Source organism: Micromonospora sp. CPCC 205554, from assembly GCF_036902745.1.
Taxonomy (GTDB): domain Bacteria; phylum Actinomycetota; class Actinomycetes; order Mycobacteriales; family Micromonosporaceae; genus Micromonospora; species Micromonospora tulbaghiae.
On sequence record NZ_JBAKHP010000025.1, the window covers coordinates 1 to 23,754 of the forward strand.

Below are 23,754 nucleotides of genomic sequence, written 5' to 3' on the forward strand. Positions count from 1 at the left end.
AGCGCCGATGGTACTGCACTCGGGAGGGTGTGGGAGAGTAGGACACCGCCGGACAATCTTCCAATTCAGGGCCACCCCCGCACGGGGCGGCCCTGAATTGCGTTCTCCCCCGGAGAAGCCGGCCGGAGCCGGCTCCCGGACGAGCGGACTCAGCGGCTCTGGACGGACTCACGGATGTCGCGGAACAGGGCCGCCGCGTCGTCGACCCGGCGGCCCGGGAACATGCCCATCACCACGCTGCCGTGGTCGGCCCATCCGCACACGGCGAAGTCGCCGCCGTCGCCGCTCGTCGTACCGCACTTCATCACGCCACCCAGGCGGCCCGCGTCCACCTCGCGGAGCCCGGCGACGCGGCCGGTCTCGTCAGCCATCAGGCGGAACAGCGTGTCCAGGTCGCGTTCGGGCTGCCAGAGCAGCGTGGTGCCGCCGAACAGGAGCACCGAACGCTTGGCGTCCCCGCGGTCGGAGTAGACGGCGCCGAAGCCGCGGTCCAGCTCGATGTCGGCGGCCAGCCCGTCACGCAGGTAGTCGGCGGTGCTGCGGGCCCGCTCGCTGTCGTCCCGCACCAGCCCGGCCACCTCGGCCGGCTGGTCGAGCGTGGTGTCCTTCTGCTGGAACACCCGCCAGCCGCCCAGCCCGAGCGCTCCGGCGCCGGCCAGGCCGGCCGCGAGCAGTGCGGCCAGGACGACCTTGCGGCGCCGCGAGACAGGGCGGCGTTCGGGCTCCTGCGCGGGGTCGCGGCGGCTCAGCTCGATCGGCTCTTCGGTCAGCTCGACCGGATCGGAACCCCCGTCGACCGGGCGCTCGGTGAGATGCGCGTCGGACATGACCGCCACCGTACGCGAATCACAGGTGGTGCACGTCGGGTCCCCGAAAGCGCTCCGTAGACTTTCAGGGTGACCGAGAGACTGGATGCCCGACGCCCCGACGCCCCGACCCTCGCCGGCCAGTACCAGCCCGGCGAGGTAGAGCAGCGACGGTACGAGCAGTGGGTAGCCGGCGGGCACTTCCGGGCGTCGGCGGACAGCGAGAAGCCGCCGTTCACCATCGTCATCCCGCCGCCGAACGTCACCGGCTCGCTGCACATGGGCCACGCCTTCGAGCACACCCTCATGGACGCGCTCACCCGGCGCAAGAAGATGCAGGGGTACGAGGCGCTCTGGCTGCCGGGCATGGACCACGCCGGCATCGCCACCCAGAACCTGGTCGAGCGGCAGCTCGCCGGTGAGGGGCTGTCCCGCCACGACCTCGGGCGGGAGAAGTTCGTCGAGCGGGTCTGGCAGTGGAAGGCCGAGTCCGGCGGCGCGATCCTCGGCCAGATGCGCCGGCTCGGCGACGCCGTCGACTGGGACCGCGAGCGGTTCACCATGGACGAGGGTCTGTCCCGGGCCGTGCAGACCATGTTCAAGAAGCTCTTCGACGACGGTCTCATCTACCGGGCCAACCGGATCATCAACTGGTGCCCGCGCTGCCTCACCGCGCTGTCCGACATCGAGGTCGAGCACACCGACGACGAGGGCGAGCTGGTCTCGATCCGCTACGGCGACGAGGTCGTGGTGGCGACCACCCGGGCGGAAACCATGCTCGGCGACACCGCGGTGGCGGTGCACCCGGACGACGAGCGCTACCGGCACCTGATCGGCACCGAGGTGGAGCTGCCGCTCACCGACCGGCGGATCCCGATCGTCGCCGACGAGCACGTCGACCCGAGCTTCGGCACCGGCATGGTCAAGGTGACCCCGGCGCACGACCCGAACGACTTCGAGATCGGCCAGCGGCACGATCTGCCCTCGCTGACGATCATGGACGAGCGCGGCGTCATCACCGCGCCCGGCCCGTTCGAGGGCCTGGACCGGTACGAGGCCCGCCCGGCGATCGTCGCGGCGCTGCGCGAGCAGGGCCGGATCGTGGCCGAGAAGCGGCCGTACCTGCACGCGGTCGGGCACTGCTCGCGGTGCAAGACGACAGTCGAGCCGCGACTGTCGTTGCAGTGGTTCGTCAACACCGCACCGCTGGCCAAGGCCGCCGGTGACGCGGTGCGCGACGGCCGGGTGAAGATCGAGCCGGCCGAGCTGGCCAAGCGCTACTTCGCCTGGGTCGACAACATGCACGACTGGTGCATCTCCCGCCAGCTCTGGTGGGGCCACCGCATCCCCGTCTGGTACGGCCCGGACGGCGAGATCGTCTGCGTCGGCCCGGACGAGGAGCCGCCGACCGGCGAGGGCTGGCGGCAGGACGAGGACGTGCTGGACACCTGGTTCTCCAGCGGCCTCTGGCCGTTCTCCACGCTCGGCTGGCCGGAGCAGACTCCGGACCTGGCGAAGTTCTACCCGACCAGCGTGCTGGTCACCGGCTACGACATCCTGTTCTTCTGGGTCGCCCGGATGATGATGTTCGGCCTGTACGCGATGGACGGCGTGCAGCCGTTCGACGTGGTGGCGCTGCACGGCATGGTCCGTGACGAGCACGGCAAGAAGATGTCGAAGTCGTTCGGCAACGTGGTGGACCCGCTGGACTGGATCGACCGGTTCGGCGCCGACGCCACCCGGTTCACGCTCGCCCGGGGCGCCAACCCCGGCCAGGACGTGCCGGTCAGCGAGGAGTGGTGCCAGGGCTCCCGCAACTTCTGCAACAAGCTCTGGAACGCCACCCGGTTCGCGCTGCTCAACGGCGCGCACACCGACGGCCCGCTGCCGGACGCCGGTGACCTCTCCACCGTCGACAGGTGGATCCTGTCCCGGCTGGCGCACGTCACCGCCGAGGTCGACGAGCAGTTCGAGGCGTACGAGTTCGCGAAGGTCTGCGACCTGCTCTACCACTTCGCGTGGGACGACGTCTGCGACTGGTACGTGGAGCTGAGCAAGCCGGTGCTGGCCGAGGGCGGCCCGGCCGCCGACGCCACCCGGCGGGTGCTCGGGCACGTGCTGGACCAGCTCCTGCGGCTCCTGCACCCGGTCATCCCGTTCGTCACCGACGAGCTGTGGGCCGCGCTCAGCGGCGGCGAGACCGTGCTGGCGGCGTCCTGGCCGGTCGCCGACCGTGCCCTGATCGACGACGCCGCGGAGGGCGAGGTCGGCACCCTGCAGCGGGTGGTGACCGAGGTCCGGCGGTTCCGCTCGGACCAGGGGCTGCGGCCGACCCAGCGGGTCGCCGCCCGGCTCGACGGCCTGACCGGCGCGGGCATCGCGGCGCACGAGCCGCTGGTCCGCTCGCTGGCCCGGCTCGACGTGCCCGCCGACGACTTCCAGGCCAGCGCCACGCTGGCGATGCCCGGCGAGGTGAGCGTCGCGCTCGACACCCGCGGCTCGATCGACGTGGCCGCCGAGCGCGCCCGGCTCACCAAGGACCGGGCGGCGGCCGAGAAGGAGGCCACCCAGGCGCGGGCGAAGCTGGACAATCCGGCGTTCGTCGGCAAGGCGCCCGAGCCGGTGGTGGCGAAGATCCGCGAACGGCTGGCGGTGGCCGAGGCGGACCTGGTCCGGATCGACGCCGCCCTGGAGGCGCTTCCCGCATGAGCGCGAGGAGTGAGCCGGGGTTGCGAGCCCCGCAGTCGCGAACGAAAGATGGCTCCGCATGAGCGAACGCACCGACCCCAGCGCGTTCGCCGAGGTGGACGCCGCGCTCAACGCGCGCGGCTTCACCCGGATGCACTTCGAGCTGGAGAAGATCGAGACCCTGCTCGACCTGCTGGGCAGCCCGCAGCGGGCGTACCCGTCCATCCACCTGACCGGCACCAACGGCAAGACCTCGACGGCGCGGATGATCGACTCGCTGCTGCGGGCGTTCGGGCTGCACACCGGCCGCTACACCAGCCCGCACCTGGAGACCGTCCGGGAACGGATCAGCCTGGACGGCGAGCCGGTGAGCGAGGACCGGTTCGTGTCCACGTACCGCGAGATCGCGCCGCTGGCCGAACTCGTCGACCAGCGGTTCGCCGAGCCGCTGACGTACTTCGACATGACCACGGCGCTGGCGTTCGCCACGTTCGCCGACGCGCCCGTCGACGTGGCGGTGGTGGAGGTCGGGCTCGGCGGCGCGGAGGACGCGACGAACGTGATCCAGGCCGGCGTCGCCGTGATCACCCCGATCGGGCTGGACCACACCGAGTGGCTCGGCGACACGATCGAGGACATCGCGCTGCACAAGGCGGGCATCATCCACCCCGGCGCCACCGTGATCGCGGCGGCGCAGGAGGAGGAGGCGGCCCGCCCGATCCTGGAACGCTGCGCCGAGGTCAACGCCACCGTCGCGCGCGAGGGCGCCGAGTTCGGCGTGCTGCGCCGCGCGGTGGCGGTCGGCGGCCAGGTGCTGACCATCCAGGGCCTGGGCGGGGTCTACGAGGAGATCTTCATCCCGCTGCACGGCGCGCACCAGGCGCAGAACGCCGCTGTGGCGCTGGCCGCCGTGGAGGCGTTCCTCGGTGCCGGGGCGCGGCGGCAGCTCGACATCGAGGCGGTCCGTGAGGGCTTCGCCGCGACCAGCTCGCCGGGCCGGCTGGAGCGGGTGCGTTCCGCCCCGACGGTGCTGCTCGACGGCGCGCACAACCCGCACGGGATGGCCGCCACCGTCGCCGCGGTGCAGGAGGAGTTCGCGTTCAGCAAGCTCGTCGGCGTGCTGGCGGTGCTCGGCGACAAGGACGCGGCGAGCCTGCTCGAACTGCTCGAACCGGTGCTCGACTCGATCGTGGTCGCGGAGAACAGCTCGGCCCGGGCGATGCCGGTGGACGAGCTGGCCGCGCTGGCGCGGGAGATCTTCGGGCCGGAGCGGGTGCAGGTGGCCCGGGAGATGCCCGACGCCATCGAGGCGGCGGTGGCGGAGGCCGAGTCGGACGTGCCGGGCGAGCTGGCCGGGGTGGGCGTGCTGGTCACCGGATCGGTGGTGACAGTGGCCGACGCCCGCCGGCTGCTCAAGCGATGACCGGCCCGCAGCGCCCGACCGGTCCGCAGCAGCCGACCGGCGCGGAGCAGCAGGCCGGCCCGGAGCCGCGCCCGGACGTCGGGCCGCAGGCGACCGGTCTGGACCAGCCCGACGGCGGCCGCCGGTCCGGGCTGCGGAACCCGGACAAGGCGGTACGCGGGCTGGGCGCCGGCACCATGTCGCTGGAGGCGCTGGTGCTGCTGCTGGCCATCCAGCCGATCCGGGTGGTCGGCGGTGACCTGAGCGGCGCGGCGATCGGCGTGATCGTGGCGCTGGCGGTCGCCTGCGTGGTGCTCGCCGGCATGATGCGCCGCCCCTGGGCGTGGCACGCCGGCACCGTGATCCAGGGACTGCTGCTGCTCTCCGGGCTGCTGCACTGGTCGCTGTTCGCGCTCGGGGTGATGTTTGCGCTGGTGTGGGCGTACGCGCTGCACGTGCGGCGGGTCATCCTCGGCTGAGGACGGCCCGCCGCGTACGGCTCAGGCGTCGGCGAGCGTGCGCCACTGCGTCAACGCGACGCCGTGGCCGTCGGGGTCGCGGAAGGCCGCCGCCCACACCTCCAGCTTGGTGCCCCGGTTGACCACGCGCGGGGCGTACGTGAACCGGACGCCGGAGTCGCGCAGCCGCTCGTACGCCCCCTGGATGTCGTCCACCTCCAGGTTGACGTGCACCAGGCGGCGGCTGATCGGGGCGGCGCCGGTCACCCGGCGCAGCACCAGCCGGGTCGGCCCGGAGGAGAGCACGGCGTTGCCCTCGCCCCGGTCCAGCTCGTCGAAGCCGAGTTCGCGGTAGAAGTCGAGGGACCGGTCCAGGTCGGTGACGAGCAGCGTGATGCCGACGCCGCTGATCGGGCTGGCCAGCTCGTCCGGCTCGGCCGCGCCGGCCGGGCCGAAGATCGCCTCGTCCAGCTCCTCGGGCGTCGGCGGCGCGTCGGAGCGCCGAGGCGCGTCCGCGGGGTCGTCCAGCGGCACGTCGATCGGGTCGGGCCCGGTGTCGGCCGGCCCGGTGCCGGCCGGCCGGGTGTCAGCCGGTCCGCTGTCGACGAGCACGGTCTCGACCGGCACCGTGTCGGGCGGCTCCTCGGCCGGCGAGCGGGGTGCCGGGGCGCGGCGGGGGAGCGGGCCGGGGCCGGCCGTGCGGTCGGCCCGCTCGACGAGCTGCCCCTCCAGCACCACCGGGCCGCCGGGGCTCTGGTGCAGCACCACCGGTTCGCGTTCCTCGGCCCGGGGCGGGACGTCGTCCAGGTACGGGTCCGGCGCGGGCGGGTAGTCGTCGCGGAAGTCGTCCTCCGGCGCACGCCCGGCCCACGGCGGCGCCTCCTGCGCGATCAGCGGCTCGTCCAGCGGGTCCGGCTCGGCGGCGTACTCGGGCGGCAGGTCGGCGACCGCGGCGGCGCTCTCCGCGTGCGTGGGCACCTCGTCCCAGAGCACGCGTACGTGCCGCTGGTCGTCGAGCGCCACCCGGACCGGCAGCGCCTGGCCCAGCGAGGGCCACTTGGCGACCGGCACCCGAGGCTCGATGATCTTCTTGGAGCGGGGCGGCAGCCCCGGCGCGTCGATGACCAGTTGCAGCTCGCACCGGCCGAACGCGTACTGGGTGGGTGGTTCGGAGGCGCTGTGCACGTGCCCCAGGCCGATCACCCAGGTGCGGCCGCCCCCGCGCACCGTGGCCAGGGCGATCGCCAGCACCAGCAGCGCGACGCCGAGCGCCACGATGGCCCAGCTGGTCATGCCGAGCCCGAACACGGTCACGAAGGTGGCGACGGTGCCCAGCACCGCCCCGATCAGTTTGCGTACCGGCGCGATCGTGCGGTTCCCGCCATTCGCCACAGTGGACCTCCCAGGGGTTCCAGGGCCAGGCTAGGCCGCCGCGGCGGGCCAGGGAAGACGCAGCCGCCGCGCCGGCGCCGGGACCGGGTCGCTACGCTGACCGTACCCAGCCGAACCCCGTTTGAGTGCGCAGGAGGAACCCAGCGTGTCCAGCAGCAGCCCGGACGAGCGGACGCTCGTACTGATCAAGCCCGACGCGGTACGCCGCGGTCTGGTGGGCGAGATCCTGTCCCGTTTCGAGCGCAAGGGCCTGCGGATCGACGCGATGGTGAGCCGGAGCATGGACGGCGGCTTCGCCGACCAGCACTACGCCGAGCACGTCGACAAGCCGTTCTACCCGCCGCTGAAGACGTTCATGACCAGCGGCCCGCTCGTGGCGCTCGTGCTCTCCGGCGACCAGGTGATCGAGGTGGTGCGCGCGATGATCGGCAGCACCGACGGGCGCAAGGCCGCCGCCGGCACCATCCGCGGTGACCTGTCGCTGTCGAACCGGGAGAACCTGGTGCACGCCTCCGACTCGGCGGACAGCGCCAAGCGCGAGATCGCGCTCTGGTTCCCCGAGCTGGCTTGAGCGGTTCCGGCGGCGGCTCCGGGCCGCCGCCGGCCCGTCAGGGAGTCGGCGCGGGTGGCAGCGTGCCGAGTTCGCGCACGATCCGCTCCGCCAGGGCCACCGCCCGGGTACGCGCCTCCGCGGTGACCGCCTTCCGGTCACCGGGACGGGCCGGGCGGGCGCAGAGCACACTCGCCTCGACGAGGTAGCCCCGGTGCCGGACGACCACCCGGGCGTGACCGAGCAGCGGATAGTGGCCGCCGGAGTCCAGGCGGTCGCTGTCGGCGGTGACGGTGGCGAGCACACCCGTCGTGCCGGCCACCCGCACCGGAGCGCTGGCGCCCCGGTAGCCGATCACGCCGCTGTGCGGTTCGCCGAGCAGGTGCGTGGCGCCGCCGGTGCACGTCGTCCGGCGTACCGTCTCGAACGCCTGCTCGACCAGCGGCGGCGTCGCGTCGGGCCGCACGGCCGCGACCACCTGGACCCGGCCGATCGCCTCCCCGCGCTGCCCGCCGCCGGAGTAGGCGGCGGGCTTCGTCTCGGCGCGGACGGTGAAGAAGGATCTGACGGTGACCGGGTCACGGTAGTTGCCGACCAGTGGCCTCGGCATGTCGCAGAGGCCGAGCTGCGCGCTCGCGTTCGCTGTCGACTCGGCGCGTTCGACCGGGCCGAGACGCCCGGCGGCGCGGCGTACCGCGGCCAGGACCGCCGGCCCTTCGTGTTCCGGCGCGGGCGACGCGCTGGGCGCCGGTGGCGGCGACCCCGTCGCGGGCGCGACCGGCGTCCCGGCGCCGCAGCCGGCGAGCAGGGTCGCCGCCACCAGGGCGGCAGGGATCAGTCGGGCACGCACGTTTCCTCCCCCGTCGGCGTGTCACCGGCGACTGTAGAGGAACCGCCCGCCGTCCGGGGGGTGCGTTACTCGGTCGGCGGCTCGGTCCGGCAGGTCACCGCGACCCGGTTCCACACGTTGATGGTGGCGATCGCCATCACCAGGTCCGCCAGTTCCTTCTCCGACCACACCTTCGCCGCGGCGTCCCAGACGTCGTCCGGCACGCCGTGCTCGCCGAGCCGGGTCACCGCGTCGGTGAGGGCCAGCGCGGCCCGCTCCCGCTCGTCGAAGAACGGCGCCTCGCGCCACGCCGCGACAGCGAACAGCCGGCGGCTGTCCTCACCGGCCGCCAGCGCCTCGCGGCTGTGCATGTCCACGCAGAACGCGCAGCCGTTGCGCATCGACGCCCGCAGCTTCACCAGTTCCAGCACGGTGTGGTCCACGTTCGCCCGGACGTACTTCTCCAGGCCCAGCACGGCCTGGTACGCCTCGGGTGCCACCGCCGCCATGTCCATCCGGCTCATCGCCGCCTCCTTGAGGTTGGGGTACGCGGACAGGACGGGGCGCGGCGGGTGCGATGTGACGGCACGGCGGTGTGACGGTGGTCATGGCGCGGCTGGACAGCCGACGTTGAGGTGCCGGTCACCTCGACCGGAGTTCCCGGCCACCTGCGGCCGGTAGACCGGGCTGGCGACACTGCCGAGACCGGGAGAGACCATGACGCACTTCGATCGACGTACCCTGCTCCGCGCCGGCCTGGGCGCCGGTGCCGGAGTCGCCGGCGGCGCGCTGCTCGGCGCGCCCGGCGCGCCCGCCGCGCCCGGCCTGCGGCGCGGCGGCCGGCCGTTGCTCACCCACGGCGTGCAGAGCGGCGACGTGACCGCCGACTCGGCGCTGGTCTGGACCCGCGCGGACCGGCCCGGCCGGATGCTGGTCGAGGTGAGCCGCCGGCCGGACCTGCGCGGCGCCCGCCTGGTGCGCGGCCCGGTGGTCGACCCCACCGGCGACTTCACCGGCCGGGTCCGGCTGCGCGGCCTGCCCGCGGGGGAGCGGCTGCACTACCGGGTACGGGTGGAGAGCCTGGACCGGCACGGCCTGTGCAGCGAGCCGCTGACCGGCTCGTTCGCCACCGCACCCGGGCGGCACCAGCGGCGTGACGTGCGGTTCGTGTGGACCGGAGACATCGTCGGGCAGGGCTGGGGGATCAGCCCCGACTTCGACGGCCTGGCGATCTTCCGGGCGATGCGGGAGCGCCGCCCGGACTTCTTCCTGTGCAGCGGCGACACCGTGTACGCCGACGGCCCGCTGGCTGAGAGCGTCGTGCTGCCGGACGGCCGGACCTGGCGCAACCTGGTGACGCCGGAGAAGAGCAAGGTGGCCGAGACGCTCGCCGAGTACCGGGGGCAGTTCGCGTACAACCTGCTCGACGAGCACCTGCGGGCGTTCGCCGCCGAGGTGCCGCAGATCAACCAGTGGGACGACCACGAGGTGGTGAACAACTGGTACCCGGGGGAGATCCTGGCCGACGACAGGTACGGCGAGAAGCGGGTGGACGTGCTCGCCGCCCGGGCCCGCCAGGCGTTCCACGAGTGGCTGCCGGTGCCGGTCGGCGGGCCGATGTACCGCAGGCTGTCGTACGGGCCGCTGCTGGACGTGTTCGTGCTGGACATGCGCACCTACAAGGACCCGAACGACGGCAACACGTACGCCGACCGCGACCGCGGGCTGCTCGGCCGGGCGCAGCGGGAGTGGCTGATCCGGGAGCTGCGCGCGTCCCGGGCCACCTGGAAGGTGATCGCCAACGACCTGCCGATCGGCGTGGTGGTGCCGGACGGGGCAGACGCCCAGGAGGGCGTGGCACAGGGCGACCCCGGCGCGCCGGCCGGCCGGGAGCTGGAGTTCGCCGAGGTGCTGCGCGCCTCGCACCGGGCGGGGGTGACCGGGCTGGTGTTCCTCACCGCCGACGTGCACTACACCGCGGCCCACCACTACGACCCGGCGCGCGCCGCGGTGCGGGACTTCAGCCCGTTCTGGGAGTTCGTCTCCGGCCCGGCGCACGCGGGCGCGTTCGGGCCGAACGCGCTGGACGGCACGTTCGGCCCGGAAGCGGTCTTCGTGCACGCCCCGCCGCGCGCCAACACCTCCCCGGCCGAGGGCTTCCAGCACTTCGGCGAGGTGACCATCGACGGCCCGTCGCGGGCCCTCACGGTCCACCTCCGCGACCGCTCCGGCGCCTCCCTCTGGACCACCACCCTCCCGGCCCCGTCGCGCCCCGCCTGACCCCCGCCTGACCCCCGCCCAGGCTGCGTCGATCATGAGGTTGGCGGCGATGTCGATCTCGGATTTCGCCGTCAACCTCATGATCGACAGGGTGAGCCGGGGGGTGGGTGGGGGTGGGGGTCGAGTACGCTTGACTGGCACAGGCGACGACCCGGCCATCACCGGCGAGCCTCCGGAGGAACGGCCGGGTGACCGGCTCAGTAGAACCGGACGGGACCGGCCCGTCACAGCCGGCCAACGAGCGGGCGGTCGCACCTCGGCCGCCAAGCGGGGTGGTACCGCGGGCCACACCCGGGACGCCGGTCACGGCGTACCGGATCCGGCTCGTCCTCGCAGAACACAGACGAGTGAGCTGCTGAGGGAGAGCGACAGGCGATGGCCTATCCGTTGCACGACCCGACCGGCGCCGGTGTCCCGGCGAGCCCGGATCTGCCCGCGGTCGAGCGCCGGGTGCTGGAGCACTGGACGGCCGACAGGACCTTCGAGGCGTCAGTCGAGGCGAGGCCGACCTCCGTTCGGCAACCGGACCGGACGGACTCCGCCGATGGCGGCGTCGCAGGCGTCGCCGGAAACGAGTATGTCTTCTACGACGGCCCGCCGTTCGCCAACGGCCTGCCGCACTACGGCCACCTGTTCACCGGCTACGTCAAGGACGTGGTGCCGCGCTACCAGACCATGCGCGGGCGGCACGTCGAGCGCCGGTTCGGGTGGGACTGCCACGGCCTGCCCGCCGAGGTGGTGGCCGAGAAGCAGCTCGGCATCACCACCAAGGCGGAGATCCTCGAACTCGGCGTGGCCCGGTTCAACGACGCCTGCCGCACGTCGGTCCTGGAGTTCACCCACGACTGGGAGCGGTACGTCACCCGCCAGGCCCGTTGGGTCGACTTCGCCAACGACTACAAGACGCTCGACCTGGACTACATGGAAAGCGTCATGTGGGCCTTCAAGACCCTGCACGACAAGGGCCTGGTCTACGAGGGCTTCCGGGTGCTCGCGTACTGCTGGCGGTGCGAGACGCCGCTGTCGAACACCGAGACCCGGATGGACGACGTCTACCGGGACCGGCACGACCCGACGCTCACCGTCTGGTTCGAGCTGACCGCCGACGAGAACGCGCCGGAGCCGCTGCGCGGGCCGGTCAAGCTGGCCGTCTGGACCACCACGCCGTGGACGCTGCCGTCGAACCTGGCGCTCGCCGTCGGCCCCGGCATCGAGTACGCGCTGCTGGAGCGCGACGGCGAGCGCTACCTCGTCGGCGCCGCGCGCCTCGGCGCGTACGCCAAGGAACTGGACGGGTACGAGCAGGTCGGCACCGTGTACGGCCGCGACCTGGTCGGACGCCGCTACAGGCCGCTCTACGACTTCCTGGTCGAGCCGGCCGGCCCGAACGCCTACCAGGTGCTCGGCGCGGACTTCGTCACCACCGAGGACGGCACCGGGATCGTCCACCTGGCCCCCGCCTTCGGTGAGGACGACCAGAACACCTGCAACGCCGCCGGCATCCCGACCGTCGTGACCGTGGACGACCACACCCGGTTCACCGCGCTGGTGCCGCCGTACCAGGGCGAGCAGGTCTTCGACGTGAACAAGCCGGTGATCCGGGAGCTGAAGGAGCGGGGGGTGGTGCTGCGGCAGGACACCTACACCCACTCGTACCCGCACTGCTGGCGCTGCGACACCCCGCTGGTCTACAAGGCGGTGTCGTCGTGGTTCGTCGCGGTGACGAAGTTCAAGGACCGGATGGTCGAGCTGAACCAGCAGATCAACTGGACCCCCGGGCACATCAAGGACGGCTCGTTCGGCAAGTGGCTGGCCAACGCCCGGGACTGGTCGATCAGCCGGAACCGGTTCTGGGGCTCGCCGATCCCGGTCTGGCGCTCCGACGACCCGAACCACCCGCGCGTGGACGTGTACGGCTCGCTCGCCGACATCGAGCGGGACTTCGGCGTACGCCTGACCGACCTGCACCGGCCGGCGGTGGACGACCTGGTCCGCCCCAACCCGGACGACCCGACGGGCAAGTCGATGATGCGCCGGGTGCCGGAGGTGCTGGACTGCTGGTTCGAGTCCGGCTCGATGCCGTTCGCCCAGGTGCACTACCCGTTCGAGAACCGCGAGTGGTTCGAGCACCACTACCCGGGTGACTTCATCGTCGAGTACATCGGGCAGACCCGCGGCTGGTTCTACACCATGCACGTGCTGGCCACCGCGCTGTTCGACCGGCCGGCGTTCCGCAACTGCCTGAGCCACGGCGTCCTGCTCGGCTCGGACGGGCGCAAGATGTCCAAGAGCCTGCGCAACTACCCGGACGTCTACCACGTGTTCGACTCGTACGGGTCGGACGCGATGCGGTGGATGCTGATGTCCTCGCCGGTGATGCGCGGCGGCGACATGGCCGTCACCGAGTCGGGCATCCGCGACACGGTGCGCCAGGTGCTGCTGCCGCTGTGGAACGTCTGGTACTTCTTCTCGCTGTACGCCAACGCCGACGGCCACACCGCGCGTCGCCGTACCGACTCGGCGAACGTGCTCGACCGGTACGTGCTGGCGAAGACGAACGAGCTGGTGGCGACCGTCGGCGCGCAGATGGACGCGTACGACATCTCCGGCGCGTGCGCGACGGTGCGGTCCTACCTGGACGCGCTCACCAACTGGTACGTGCGCCGGTCCCGGGACCGGTTCTGGGCCGGCGACGCGGACGCGTTCGACACGCTGTGGACCGTGCTGGAGACGCTGTGCCGGGTGGTGGCGCCGCTGGCGCCGCTGACCGCCGAGGAGATCTGGCGCGGGCTGACCGGCGAGCGGTCGGTGCACCTGACCGACTGGCCGCAGGCGGAGGAGTTCCCGGCCGACCACGAGCTGGTCTCCGCGATGGACAACGTCCGGGCGGTCGCGTCGGCGGCGCTGTCGCTGCGCAAGGCCAAGGGCCTGCGGGTACGGCTACCGCTGGCGAAGCTCACCGTGGCGTCGCCCGTCGCCGCCCAGCTGCGGCCCTTCGCCGACCTGGTCGCCGACGAGGTGAACGTGAAGGAGGTCGTGCTCACCGACGAGGTGTCCGCGTACTGCCGGCAGGTGCTCACCGTGGTGCCGCGGGCGCTCGGCCCGCGCGTCGGCAAGGCCGTCCAGCAGGTGATCAAGGCGGTCAAGGCGGGGGAGTGGGAGCTGCGCGACGGAGCCCCGGTCGCCGCCGGGGTCACGCTCGCCGAGGGCGAGTACGAGCTGCGCCTGGTCGCCGCCGACGCCGAGCACTCCGCGCCGCTGCCCGGCGGTGAGGGCGTGGTCGTGCTGGACACCGAGGTCACGCCGGAACTCGCAGCCGAAGGGCTGGCCCGGGACGTGGTCCGGGTCGTGCAGCAGGCCCGCCGCGAGGCCGACCTGGACGTCTCCGACCGGATCGCGGTGGCCGTCTCCGCCTCCGAGGAGGTACGCGCGGCGGTCGCCGCGTACACCGAGTTCGTGGCCCGGGAGGTGCTGGCCGACAGCATCGACTTCGCCGAGGGCCTCGACGGCTTCACCGGTGAGGCCGGCGAGGGCGAGCGCGTGACCGTGACGGTCCGCAAGGTGTGAGCGGACCGGGCCCTCCTGCACCCCCCTCGGGTGGAGGAGGGCCCGGCCCCGGCGAGTGGACTGCGGGCCACCCGCTCGGTGGCGGACGGCCGCGTCGGCTACCGTGACAGCGCCTGTTTCACGTACGACCGCCGGAGGACCCGTGCCCCTGCTCTACACCATCGGCAAGCTCACCGTGGCGCCCGCGCTCCGGTTGGCCTTCCGTCCGCACGTGGAGGGTTTGGAGCACATCCCGGCGACCGGCGGCGCGATCTTCGCCAGCAACCACCTCTCCGTCGCCGACGAACTGCTCCTCGGCACCGTGGTGCCCCGTCACCTGGCGTTCTGGGCCAAGTCGGAGTACTTCAAGGGCACCGGGCTCAAGGGCGGCTTCTCCAAGTTCGTGCTCACCGGCCTGGGCGCGATCCCGGTCGAGCGGGCCGGTGGGCGGGCCGCGCTCACCGCGTTCGACGCGGCGATCCCGGTGCTCAAGGCAGGTGACCTGGTCGCCGTCTACCCGGAGGGCACCCGCTCCCCGGACGGGCGGCTCTACCGCGGGCGTACCGGCACCGTCCGGCTGGCGATCGCCGCCGGCGTGCCGATCATCCCGGTCGGCGTGACCGGCACCGACAAGGCCCAGCCGATCGGTACGCGGATCCCGCGACCGGGCCGCGCCAAGATCACCATCAAGTTCGGCAAGCCGCTGGACTTCACCGGCCGTCCCGACGACCGCACCTCGCTGCGCGCGATGACCGACGACATGATGGCCGAGATCCAGAAGCTCAGCGGCCAGGAGTACGTCCCGCGCTACGCCCCGAAGCGCGCCGACCAGACCGCCGGCGACCAGGCCGGCGGCGAGCCGACCGCCTGAGCGGTCACGACTTGGGCACCACCACGCGCTGGCGCAGGTCGTTCAGCAGCCGCCCGCTGTCGTCCACGGAGAGCCGGGTGAACACGCCGGTGGTGAGACTGCCGTGGTCGGCCGAGACGCAGACCACCACCGAGTCGCCGTCCGCCCGGCCGACGGCGCAGCGCTCGTGGCGCCCCCGTACGCCGGTGTCCACCACCACCGACTCCTGCAGGGCGTAGTCCCCGGCGAGGCGCTCGATCTCCGACTTGGCGTCCGACTCCGGGCTGAACCGCAGGCCGGTGCTGCCGAACAACGTCACCCGCTTGCCGTCACTCGTGCTGTAGATGCCCGCGAACGTGTCCTCGGCGAGCAGGTTCGACTCGCGTACCTGGGATTTCAGCTCCTCGGCAGCGGCCTTGCTGCTCTCGTCCTGGCGCAGCCGCATCGAGTCGATCTGGTCCGGGAGGGTGACGCTGGCCGGGTACTGGCTGGAGATCGGCTGGAACCACCAGAGCGGGAGGCCGCAGCAGCAGGCGACGGAGAGCAGCAGCAGCCAGGGCCAGCGGCGCCGGCGCCGGGTCCGCTTGGGCGGCTGCTGCCAGCCCGGGGGCGGCGCGACAGGCGGTCCGGCCTTGCCCCGGCGCTGCTTCGGCGGCCGGCCGGGCTTCGCCGGCGGCGCGACGGGCGCCGCCGGTGGCAGGAGCCGGGCTGCGGGCGGAGCGGGGTGGTGCGGCGGTGGGACCGGCCGGGCCGGTCCGGGGTACGGCGGGCTGTGCGGCGGCGGCGAGACCGGCCGGGCGGCGGGCGGCGCGGGATGGGCCGGTGGCGCCGGTTGCGGGGCGGGGTGAGCCGGTGGCGCCGGGTGGGCCGGGTGGGGGTTGTCCGGCACGGCCCAGGGCGCGGTGTACGGCAGCGTCGGCGTCGGCGGCGGCAGCTCGGGGGCGTGCAGCTCCCAGCCGGTGGTGTCCACCCCCGCCCACGGGTCGACCGGCGTGGCGTGTTCCGGTGACGCGAGCGGCGGCACCGGCGTGGGCTCGGCGGACTCACCCCAGGCGGGCCGGCGCGGCGGCGGTGGCGGAACGGCTGCGGAACCGCTCCAGCGCGGCGCGGGCGCCTCGACCCGGGTCCGGTCGGGTGTGCTCTCCACGCGGGTGGGATCCGGGGTGTTCTCGACCCGGGTGGGCCCGGGCGTGGGCGTGGCCTGCTGCGGCTGCGGCGCGAGGTCGATGCGGGTCGGATCCGGCCGGCGCCCGGTCCGCGCGGTGGGGACGGGCGTGGTGCGGCCGGGAACCGCTGCCGAACCCCGGGCCCGGGTGACCGGTACGGGCGGGGTGGCGTCGGTGCCGGCCGGCGTCCCCGCGTCGGCGGCCGGCGCCTCGGCGTCGTCGGTAGGGGCGTCGGCGCCGTCGACTGTCGTTCCGGCGTCGCCGACGGCGGCGTCCGCGTCGTCGTTCGTCGTTCCGGCCCGGCTGGGCGATTCGGCGTCGCCGGCCGCTGCGCCCACCGGCTCGGCAGGCTCCGTCGGTTCGCCCTGGTCGGCCGGGCCGGCCTGCTCCGACGGGTCGGCCGGGGCGGCCTGGTCGGCGGGGGTGGCCTGGTCGGCCGGGTCGGCCTGCTCCGACAGGTCGGCCTGGTCGGCCGGGGCGGCCTGCTCCGACGGGTCGGCCGGTGCGGGCGTCGGCTGCGCGTCGGGGGTCGAGGCCACCGGGCTCGGCGCGGCCGGGGCGTCGGGCGAGGAGTCCTGTACCCCGTCGTCGGACGGCCGGTCACCGGGCTCGGTGGGGTGCGGCTGCTCGTCGGACGCGACGGCGGACGGCCGGCGGTGGGGCGTACCGTCGTGCGGTCTGCCGTCGGCGGCGTCGGACGGCTGGTCGGCCGGCACCCCGTCCGGGGTCCGGTCGTCGTCGGCGGCCTGCGGCGTGCCGGACGGGAACGCCGGAGCCGAGGCGCCGGTGGCGTCCTCGGTGTCGGCGGCGGTCGCCGGCTCGGTGACGGACGGCATCTCGGCCCCGTCGGCCGGCCGGTCCGCCCCCGGCTGCGGCTGCGGCATCGCGGCTATCTCCTCTCGCGCCCGTTGCGAGGTTAGTACCGCGCCGCCACCCGGGACGAATTCCGCCCCGGTCCCCGGCCCCCGCCCCGGTGATCAAGGAGTTCGTGTCCGGTGGGAGCGCGGGGCAGCACACAAACTCCTTGATCAACGCGGCGGACACGGGCGCGGGCGCGGGAGAAGGCGGGGGCACCGCGTACGCTTGGGCATCATGAGTGCCCCGTCCACGACCCCGCGTCCCGCCGCCGCCAACTCGGTCTGGCCCCGGCTGGAGCCGTTGCTGCCGCAGGTGACCAAGCCCATCCAGTACGTGGGTGGCGAACTCGGCGCCGTGGTCAAGGACTGGGACGCCGCGACCGTCCGCTGGGCGTTGATGTATCCGGACGCCTACGAGGTGGGCCTGCCCAACCAGGGCGTGCAGATCCTGTACGAGGTGCTCAACGAGCTGCCCGACGTGCTGGCCGAGCGGACGTACGCGGTCTGGCCCGACCTGGAGAAGCTGATGCGCGCCCACGGCGTGCCGCAGTTCACCGTCGACGCCCACCGCCCGGTGCGCGACTTCGACGTGTTCGGCGTCTCGTTCTCCACCGAGCTGGGCTACACCAACCTGCTCACCGCGATCGACCTGGCCGGCGTCCCGCTGCTCGCCGCCGACCGCACCGACGCCGACCCGGTGATCGTGGCCGGCGGGCACGCCGCGTTCAACCCGGAGCCGATCGCCGACTTCGTCGACGCCGCGGTGCTCGGCGACGGCGAGGAGGCGGTGCTGGAGATCACCGCCATCGTCCGGGAGTGGAAGGCGGAGGGCTCCCCGGGCGGCCGGGACGAGCTGCTGCTGCGGCTGGCCCGGACCGAGAGCGTCTACGTGCCGCGCTTCTACGACGTCGACTATCTGCCCGACGGCCGGATCCAGCGGGTCGTGCCGAACCGCCCGGACGTGCCGTTCCGGGTGCACAAGCGCACGACGATGGACCTGGACGCCTGGCCGTACCCGAAGAAGCCCCTGGTCCCGCTCGCCGAGACGGTCCACGAGCGGTACGCGGTGGAGATCTTCCGGGGCTGCACCCGTGGCTGCCGGTTCTGCCAGGCCGGCATGATCACCCGCCCGGTGCGGGAGCGTTCGATCACCACCGTCGGCCAGATGGTGCAGCAGGGGCTCGAGTTCTCCGGCTTCCACGAGGTCGGCCTGCTGTCGCTGTCGTCGGCCGACCACTCCGAGATCGGCGACATGTGCTCCGGCCTGGCCGAGCAGTACGCGGGCACCAACGTCTCGCTGTCGCTGCCGTCGACCCGGGTGGACGCGTTCAACATCGACCTGGCCCAGGAGTTGTCGCGCAACGGGCGGCGGACCGGTCTGACCTTCGCCCCCGAGGGCGGGTCGGAGCGGATCCGCAAGGTGATCAACAAGATGGTGTCGAAGGAAGACCTCATCCGCACCGTGGTCACCGCCTACTCCAACGGCTGGCGGCAGGTGAAGCTCTACTTCATGTGCGGCCTGCCCACCGAGACCGACGAGGACGTCCTCGAGATCGCCGACATGGCGCACGAGGTGATCCGGGCCGGCCGCGCCGCGACCGGATCCAAGGACATCCGCTGCACGGTCTCCATCGGCGGGTTCGTGCCGAAGCCGCACACCCCGTTCCAGTGGGCCTCGATGGAGCGGCCGGAGGTCATCGACGGCCGGCTCAAGCTGCTCAAGCAGGCGATCAACAGCGACCGCTCGCTGGGCCGGGCGATCGGCTTCCGCTACCACGACGGCGAGCCGTCGCTGATCGAGGGCCTGCTGTCCCGGGGCGACCGCCGGGTCGGCGCGGTGATCCGCAGGGTCTGGGAGAACGGCGGCCGGTTCGACGGCTGGAGCGAGCACTTCTCGTACCAGCGGTGGGTGGACGCCGCCGCCGAGGTGTTGCCGGCGTACGGCGTGGACCTCGACTGGTACACCACCCGCGAGCGCGAGGAGCTGGAGGTCCTGCCCTGGGACCACCTCGACTCCGGCCTGGACAAGGACTGGCTCTGGCAGGACTGGCAGGACTCCCTGTCGGAGTACGAGCAGGACGACTGCCGCTGGACGCCCTGCTTCGACTGCGGCGTCTGCCCGTCCATGGACACTGAGATCCAGATCGGCCCGACCGGCCGCAAGCTGCTGCCGCTCACCCCGGTCAACGGCCTGAAGCTGCCCGCCGCCGCGCAGGGCTGAGGCCACCGGCACGCACCGGAGCGCGGGAACCCGACCGGGTTCCCGCGCTCCGTCGTCTTTCCCGGTGACCGGCGCCATACCTGGGGCGGGGGTGCCCCGACTGGTCCTTCCTCGATACGCTGCGTCCGTAATGGACCGGCCGGGGCCGGCAGCGGGGAGGACAGTCAGGATGGGCATCAATCCGCCGGACACCGGCGATCTGCACGTCAGCGTCGAGGACCTGGACGCCGCCGCGGAGTACGTCGAGCGTCTCAAGCAGTACGTCGACGACACCATCGGCTACGAGATGGAACGCATCAAGGAGCGGATGAAGGGCGACAGCGGCAACGCCCAGACGGTGCCCAACGGCACCCCGTTCGGCGCGTACGAGGACGCCCGGATGCAGTGGCAGGCGCTGACCACGTCCACGGCCAGCATGGAGGCCCACCTCAAGGCCATCTCCTCGAAGCTGGCCGGCCTGAAGCAGGGCACACAGGACATCGCCAAGGCGTTCCGCGACGCCGAGGCCCGCAACGCGGCCAACGGCAAGGACATCGAGCGGCTCCTGGAGTCCGCGGCCCCGCCGCCGGACGCCGGGCAGCAGCCCACCTACCCGTACACGGCCTGAGGGGGAGACGGTCATGGCAGGAGGCACCTGGGAGCGCTGCGTCCGTGAGGTGACGCTCTCGGCGGACCCGGAAACCGTCGGATCGGTCGGCGCGGGCTGGAAGAACCTCTCCACCGCGCTCGGCCACCTGCGCGACTCGCTCGTCGGTCGCTCGTTCGTCGGCCCGATCGCGGCCGGGCAGGAGCGCCCGCACACCGGCGGCCTCCCCGGGATGCTCGCCGGCTGGAAGGGCAGCGGCGGCGACGCGTACCGCGAGCACCTCGGGAACATCGGCAAGGAGATCGAGGAACTCATCACGCACGCCAGCAACGTCAGTGGCGCGCTGACGCGGATCGAGGGTGACATCCGTACGGCGGTGGCGAGCATCCCGATCCCGCTGATGGACAACTTCGGCTGGAACGAGTGGAGCCTGCCCGGCGGCACCGAGCTGGACGACGCCCGCGACGGCGAGAGCCAGTCCGGCTTCCTCGCCGCCCTGCGCAGTGACTACCAGGCCAACCAGGCGCTCTACGCCGACGGCGCGTTCCGCGACAAGGCCGACGACCTCGAAGCCACCATGAAGATCGACGGCAACGCCAGCGACCAGAAGCGGGGCGGCTGGTGGGACACCAAGTCGCACCTCGACAACTGGTACCGCGACAACCAGCAGGCGGCCAACAAGGCGATGTCGCCGCTGCCGGCCGCGGTCGAGGCCGAGCGCCCCAAGCTGGCCGTACCGATGCCTGAGGGGGGTCTGGACGACGGCTACCGCCCGGACACCCGCGTACCCCCGTCCGGAGTGCCCGGCGGCGGGCTGCCGGGCGGCGGTGGCGGCGGCATCGGCGGTGGCGGTGGCGGCGGCGGGATGCCCTCGCTGGGCAGCACCGGTATCGGCGGCGGTGGTGCCGGCGTGCCCGGCGGCGGCTCGTTCACGCCCCCGCCGACCACGGGCGTGCCCGAGCTGGGTGGCGGCGGTCCCGGCGGCGGCTCGTACACTCCGCCGGGCACCGGCGTGCCCGGCGCCGGCGCCCCGGGTTCCGTCAGCCCCGAGTACGGCAGCGGCCTGGCCGGCGCGGGCGGGCCGGGCACGATCACCCCGGGCGGCCCGGGCAGCACCCTCGGCGGTGGTGCCGGACTGAGCACCGGCGGCGCCGGCTTCGGCGGCGGTGGCGGTGGCGCCGGACTGGGTTCCGCGGGCGGCATCGGTGGCGGTGGCCTCGGCGCCGCGGGTGGCATGGGCGTGGGCGCGCTGCCCGGCATGGTCGGCGGCGGTAACGGCAAGGTGCCGCCGCTGACCAGCGCGGCAGGTGCGCTGCGCGCGGCGGCGGGCGCGGGGCCGGGCGGCACGGGCGGCGCGGGCGGTGCGCGTGGCGGCCTGGCCGGCGCGGGCATGATGGGCGGCGGGATGATGGGTGGCCACGGCGGCGCCGGGCATGGCGGCGGTGGTGGCGACCACTCGTCGTGGTTGACTGAGGACGACGATCCGTGGGGCGCCGGTGACGGTGCGTCCCCGGGCATCCTGCGATGAGGACGGACGGATGAGGGTGCACGTCGGCGCGCTCCGGCCGGTGGTGGCCGCGCTGGCGGCCGGGCTGATGGTGCTGGGGGCCGCGCAGCCCGCGGTCGGCGCGCCGCGCCGGTCCGAGCAGTGGTATCTCGACGAGCTGCGGATCGACCGGGCGCACCAGATCTCCACGGGGCGCGGTGTCGTGGTCGGAGTCGTCGACACCGGCGCCGACGCCGACCACCCGGACCTGCGCGGTCAGCTCCTGGCCGGCCGGAGCACCTCCGGCTCCGGCGACGGCCGGCGCGACCCGGACGGTCACGGCACCCACATGGCCGGGATCATCGCTGCGAACGGAGCCGGTGTGACAGGCGTCGCGCCGGACGCCCGGATCCTGCCGATCCGCAAGCCGGCGGCCGAGATCGGCGATCCGGGCCACTCCGCGACCGGAATCCGGATGGCTGTCGACGGCGGCGCGAAGGTGCTCAACCTGTCCTACGGGCACGCCGGAGCCATCGACGAGGGCGAGGAGGCCGCGATCCGGTACGCGCTGGAGCGCGACGTGGTCGTGGTGGCCGCCGCCGGCAACGTCCGCAAACTCGGCCCCGACGTCGCCGCGCCCGCCAAGATCCCCGGCGTGATCGCGGTGACCGGCACGACGCGGGGTGGCGGCTTCTGGTCCGGGTCGGCCCAGGGCCCGGAGGCGGTGATCGCCGCGCCCGGGGACGAGGTCTACAACATCGGCCCCGACCGGGGGTACGGCTGGGGCGACGGCACCTCCGACTCCAGCGCCATCGTCGCCGGTGTGGCGGCGCTGATCCGGTCGAAGTTCCCGCGGCTCTCCGCGCCCGACGTGATCAACCGGATCATCCGTACCGCCCGGGACTCCGGCCCGCCCGGCCGCGACCCGCGGTTCGGCTTCGGCCGGATCGACCCGGTGGCGGCGCTGACCGCCGACGTGCCGTCGGTGTCGGCGAACCCGCTGCTCGGCGCCGCCCCGCCCAGCGCGTCCGCGCCGCCGGCCGCCGCCGAGGACGAAGACTTCGACGTGACCGACTACGGCGACCGGGGCGGCCCCACCGACCAGCAGGTCATGGTGATCGGCATCGGCATCGCTGTGGCGGTTGTGGTGCTGCTGGCACTCGTGGTGTTCCTGATCTGGAACCGCCGCCGTCACCGGCGCGAACTGGCCCGGGCCGGCTCGATCCCGGACGAGGCGCTGGACCGGATGGACGGCGGTGGGCAGGGCCCGCCGGTCCCGGCCGGCTATCCCGCCGCCCCGCCTTCCGGGTGCGGCCCTCCCGGCAGCCACCCGTCACCCGGCGCCTACGCCCACCCGGTCACCCCGCCCCACCCGGGCGCGTACCCATCCCCACCCCAGCAGCCCACCCCACCCCACGACACCCGCACCTGACCCACCCACCCAACCCCTACCCCGTCGATCATGAAGTTGACGGCGATGTCGATCTCCAATCGGCCCGTCAACCTCATGATCGACCGGCTGCCTGGCCCCGCCTCGCTGTGCCCGGTGATCAAGGGGTTTGTGGGGCCGGAGTGGGGCGGATCTGGACGTCAAGTCCTTGATCATCGTGTCAGGGCCCCACCTGAGTGCCGGGAAGGGCTGGGGTTTGGGTGGGTTTGGGGTGGGTGGGGTGGCCCCGGGTGTGGGGCGCGGTGGACGCTGCGTCAGGATGAGACCGATACGCAGGCACAGCCGAGGAGCTCACGATCGCCAGAAAGCCTCAACCCGAGGGCGGCCAGGCCCCCGTCGTCCAGCGGGTCCGTATCCGGTACGCCAAGCGTGGGCCGCTGCGGTTCACCTCGCACCGCGACTTCGCCCGGGCCTTCGAGCGCGCGTTGCGCCGGGCCGGCGTACCGATCGCCTTCTCTCAGGGGTTCACCCCGCACCCGAAGATCTCGTACGCCTCGGCCGCGCCGACCGGTGTGGCGAGCGAGGCCGAGTACCTGGAGATCGGGCTCCGGGAACCGGTCGACCCGGCGCGGCTGCGTGAGGCGCTCGACTCCGCGCTCTCGCCCGGCCTCGACGTGCTCGACGCGGTGGAGGCCACCGGCGGCAGCCTGGCGGACCGGATCGAGGCGTCGTACTGGCGGATCGAGCTGCCCGAGGTCGACCCGAAGGTGCTCGCGGAGGCGGTGGCGGCCTTCACCGCCGCCGAGGAGATCCAGGTCGAGCGGATGACCAAGCAGGGGCGGCGTACGTTCGACGCCCGAGCGGCAGTGGTGTCGATCGATGTCGTGGCTCCGGCTGAGACGCCTTCCGGGGCGGCGGCCGTACCGTGTGCGATACTCGAACTGGTCGTGCGGCAGGTCACCCCGTCCGTTCGGCCCGATGACGTCCTGTCCGGCCTCCGTGCGGTGGCCGCCCTGGAGCCGCCGGTCACCCCGAAGGTGATCCGGCTGGCGCAGGGCACGCTGACCGCGCAGGGCGAGATCGTCGATCCGTTGGACGCGGATCGCGACGGGGCAACCATCGGAGAGCGCTGACCGTCGGTCAACGCTCTGGCAGGCAGACTTCGGCGGTCGCGCGTTTGCGCGCCCGGCGGAAACACCTTTGCGGCAACCCTGCGTGGCAGCGCTCACCCGCGCCCGGGGCGGCCA

At 73.4% G+C, this 23,754-nt stretch carries 17 protein-coding genes; 12 read left to right on the forward strand and 5 right to left on the reverse strand.

From position 1 onward, the window contains the following. Nucleotides 1–149 precede the first annotated feature (149 nt). Nucleotides 150–827 carry a hypothetical protein gene (locus tag V6U82_RS24480; RefSeq protein WP_334464884.1) on the reverse strand — a complete coding sequence of 226 codons (678 nt, stop codon included), beginning with the start codon at nucleotides 825–827 and terminating at the stop codon, nucleotides 150–152. A gap of 69 nt (nucleotides 828–896) precedes the next feature. Between V6U82_RS24480 and V6U82_RS24485 the strand changes: the two genes are divergently transcribed. The 3 genes from V6U82_RS24485 to V6U82_RS24495 are packed head-to-tail and all read left to right on the forward strand — an operon-like array spanning nucleotide 897 to nucleotide 5,375. Next, on the forward strand, nucleotides 897–3,515 hold the full coding sequence (locus tag V6U82_RS24485) for a valine--tRNA ligase (RefSeq protein WP_334464886.1): 2,619 nt from the start codon (nucleotides 897–899) through the stop codon (nucleotides 3,513–3,515). A 58-nt stretch (nucleotides 3,516–3,573) separates the two neighbouring features. Continuing rightward, a complete protein-coding gene (locus V6U82_RS24490; protein WP_334464888.1) occupies nucleotides 3,574–4,917 on the forward strand; it encodes a bifunctional folylpolyglutamate synthase/dihydrofolate synthase in 1,344 nt (447 codons plus the stop codon). Next, nucleotides 4,914–5,375, forward strand: a complete 462-nt coding sequence (locus V6U82_RS24495) for a DUF4233 domain-containing protein (protein WP_128138253.1) — start codon at nucleotides 4,914–4,916, stop codon at nucleotides 5,373–5,375. The genes V6U82_RS24490 and V6U82_RS24495 overlap by 4 nt, the downstream gene beginning before the upstream one ends. Nucleotides 5,376–5,396: 21 nt before the next feature. Here V6U82_RS24495 and V6U82_RS24500 read toward each other — a convergent pair whose 3' ends face one another. Next, nucleotides 5,397–6,746, reverse strand: coding sequence for a VOC family protein (locus tag V6U82_RS24500; RefSeq protein ID WP_334464891.1), 1,350 nt, complete (start codon nucleotides 6,744–6,746; stop codon nucleotides 5,397–5,399). A gap of 145 nt (nucleotides 6,747–6,891) precedes the next feature. Here V6U82_RS24500 and ndk point away from each other — a divergent pair, with 145 nt between their 5' ends. Continuing rightward, complete coding sequence (ndk, locus tag V6U82_RS24505) at nucleotides 6,892–7,317, forward strand: nucleoside-diphosphate kinase (RefSeq protein ID WP_334464893.1); 426 nt, start codon at nucleotides 6,892–6,894, stop codon at nucleotides 7,315–7,317. 37 nt (nucleotides 7,318–7,354) lie between these two features. On the opposite strand, the gene V6U82_RS24510 is transcribed toward ndk, so the two are convergent. Together V6U82_RS24510 and V6U82_RS24515 are read right to left on the reverse strand one after the other, a co-directional pair. Next, complete coding sequence (locus tag V6U82_RS24510) at nucleotides 7,355–8,146, reverse strand: hypothetical protein (protein ID WP_334464895.1); 792 nt, start codon at nucleotides 8,144–8,146, stop codon at nucleotides 7,355–7,357. 65 nt (nucleotides 8,147–8,211) lie between these two features. After that, nucleotides 8,212–8,649: a carboxymuconolactone decarboxylase family protein gene (locus V6U82_RS24515; RefSeq protein ID WP_128137314.1), complete on the reverse strand. Its 438-nt coding sequence runs from the start codon at nucleotides 8,647–8,649 to the stop codon at nucleotides 8,212–8,214. A 193-nt stretch (nucleotides 8,650–8,842) separates the two neighbouring features. Between V6U82_RS24515 and V6U82_RS24520 the strand changes: the two genes are divergently transcribed. The 3 genes from V6U82_RS24520 to V6U82_RS24530 all read left to right on the forward strand — a co-directional run bounded on the left by V6U82_RS24520 (nucleotide 8,843) and on the right by V6U82_RS24530 (nucleotide 14,822). Beyond that, nucleotides 8,843–10,405, forward strand: coding sequence for an alkaline phosphatase D family protein (locus V6U82_RS24520; protein ID WP_334464898.1), 1,563 nt, complete (start codon nucleotides 8,843–8,845; stop codon nucleotides 10,403–10,405). Between the two features lie 375 nt (nucleotides 10,406–10,780). Next, entirely contained in the window at nucleotides 10,781–13,972 is a 3,192-nt protein-coding gene (ileS, locus tag V6U82_RS24525; protein WP_334464900.1) for an isoleucine--tRNA ligase, read from the forward strand. A gap of 142 nt (nucleotides 13,973–14,114) precedes the next feature. Beyond that, entirely contained in the window at nucleotides 14,115–14,822 is a 708-nt protein-coding gene (locus V6U82_RS24530; protein ID WP_128138439.1) for a lysophospholipid acyltransferase family protein, read from the forward strand. Nucleotides 14,823–14,826: 4 nt separating this feature from the next. On the opposite strand, the gene V6U82_RS24535 is transcribed toward V6U82_RS24530, so the two are convergent. Then, complete coding sequence (locus tag V6U82_RS24535) at nucleotides 14,827–16,851, reverse strand: hypothetical protein (RefSeq protein ID WP_334464902.1); 2,025 nt, start codon at nucleotides 16,849–16,851, stop codon at nucleotides 14,827–14,829. A gap of 208 nt (nucleotides 16,852–17,059) precedes the next feature. Here V6U82_RS24535 and V6U82_RS24540 point away from each other — a divergent pair, with 208 nt between their 5' ends. From V6U82_RS24540 to V6U82_RS24560, 5 genes are all read left to right on the forward strand, one after another. Then, nucleotides 17,060–19,045, forward strand: coding sequence for a TIGR03960 family B12-binding radical SAM protein (locus V6U82_RS24540; RefSeq protein ID WP_128139044.1), 1,986 nt, complete (start codon nucleotides 17,060–17,062; stop codon nucleotides 19,043–19,045). Nucleotides 19,046–19,214: 169 nt separating this feature from the next. After that, a complete protein-coding gene (locus tag V6U82_RS24545; RefSeq protein ID WP_334464903.1) occupies nucleotides 19,215–19,652 on the forward strand; it encodes a hypothetical protein in 438 nt (145 codons plus the stop codon). A gap of 13 nt (nucleotides 19,653–19,665) precedes the next feature. Beyond that, the gene (locus V6U82_RS24550; protein WP_334464904.1) at nucleotides 19,666–21,159 is read left to right on the forward strand and encodes a hypothetical protein; all 1,494 of its coding nucleotides are present in this window, start codon (nucleotides 19,666–19,668) and stop codon (nucleotides 21,157–21,159) included. A 10-nt stretch (nucleotides 21,160–21,169) separates the two neighbouring features. After that, entirely contained in the window at nucleotides 21,170–22,549 is a 1,380-nt protein-coding gene (gene mycP / locus V6U82_RS24555; RefSeq protein ID WP_334464905.1) for a type VII secretion-associated serine protease mycosin, read from the forward strand. A gap of 371 nt (nucleotides 22,550–22,920) precedes the next feature. Further along, entirely contained in the window at nucleotides 22,921–23,640 is a 720-nt protein-coding gene (locus tag V6U82_RS24560; RefSeq protein ID WP_128139295.1) for a TIGR03936 family radical SAM-associated protein, read from the forward strand. Nucleotides 23,641–23,754: the final 114 nt, after the last annotated feature.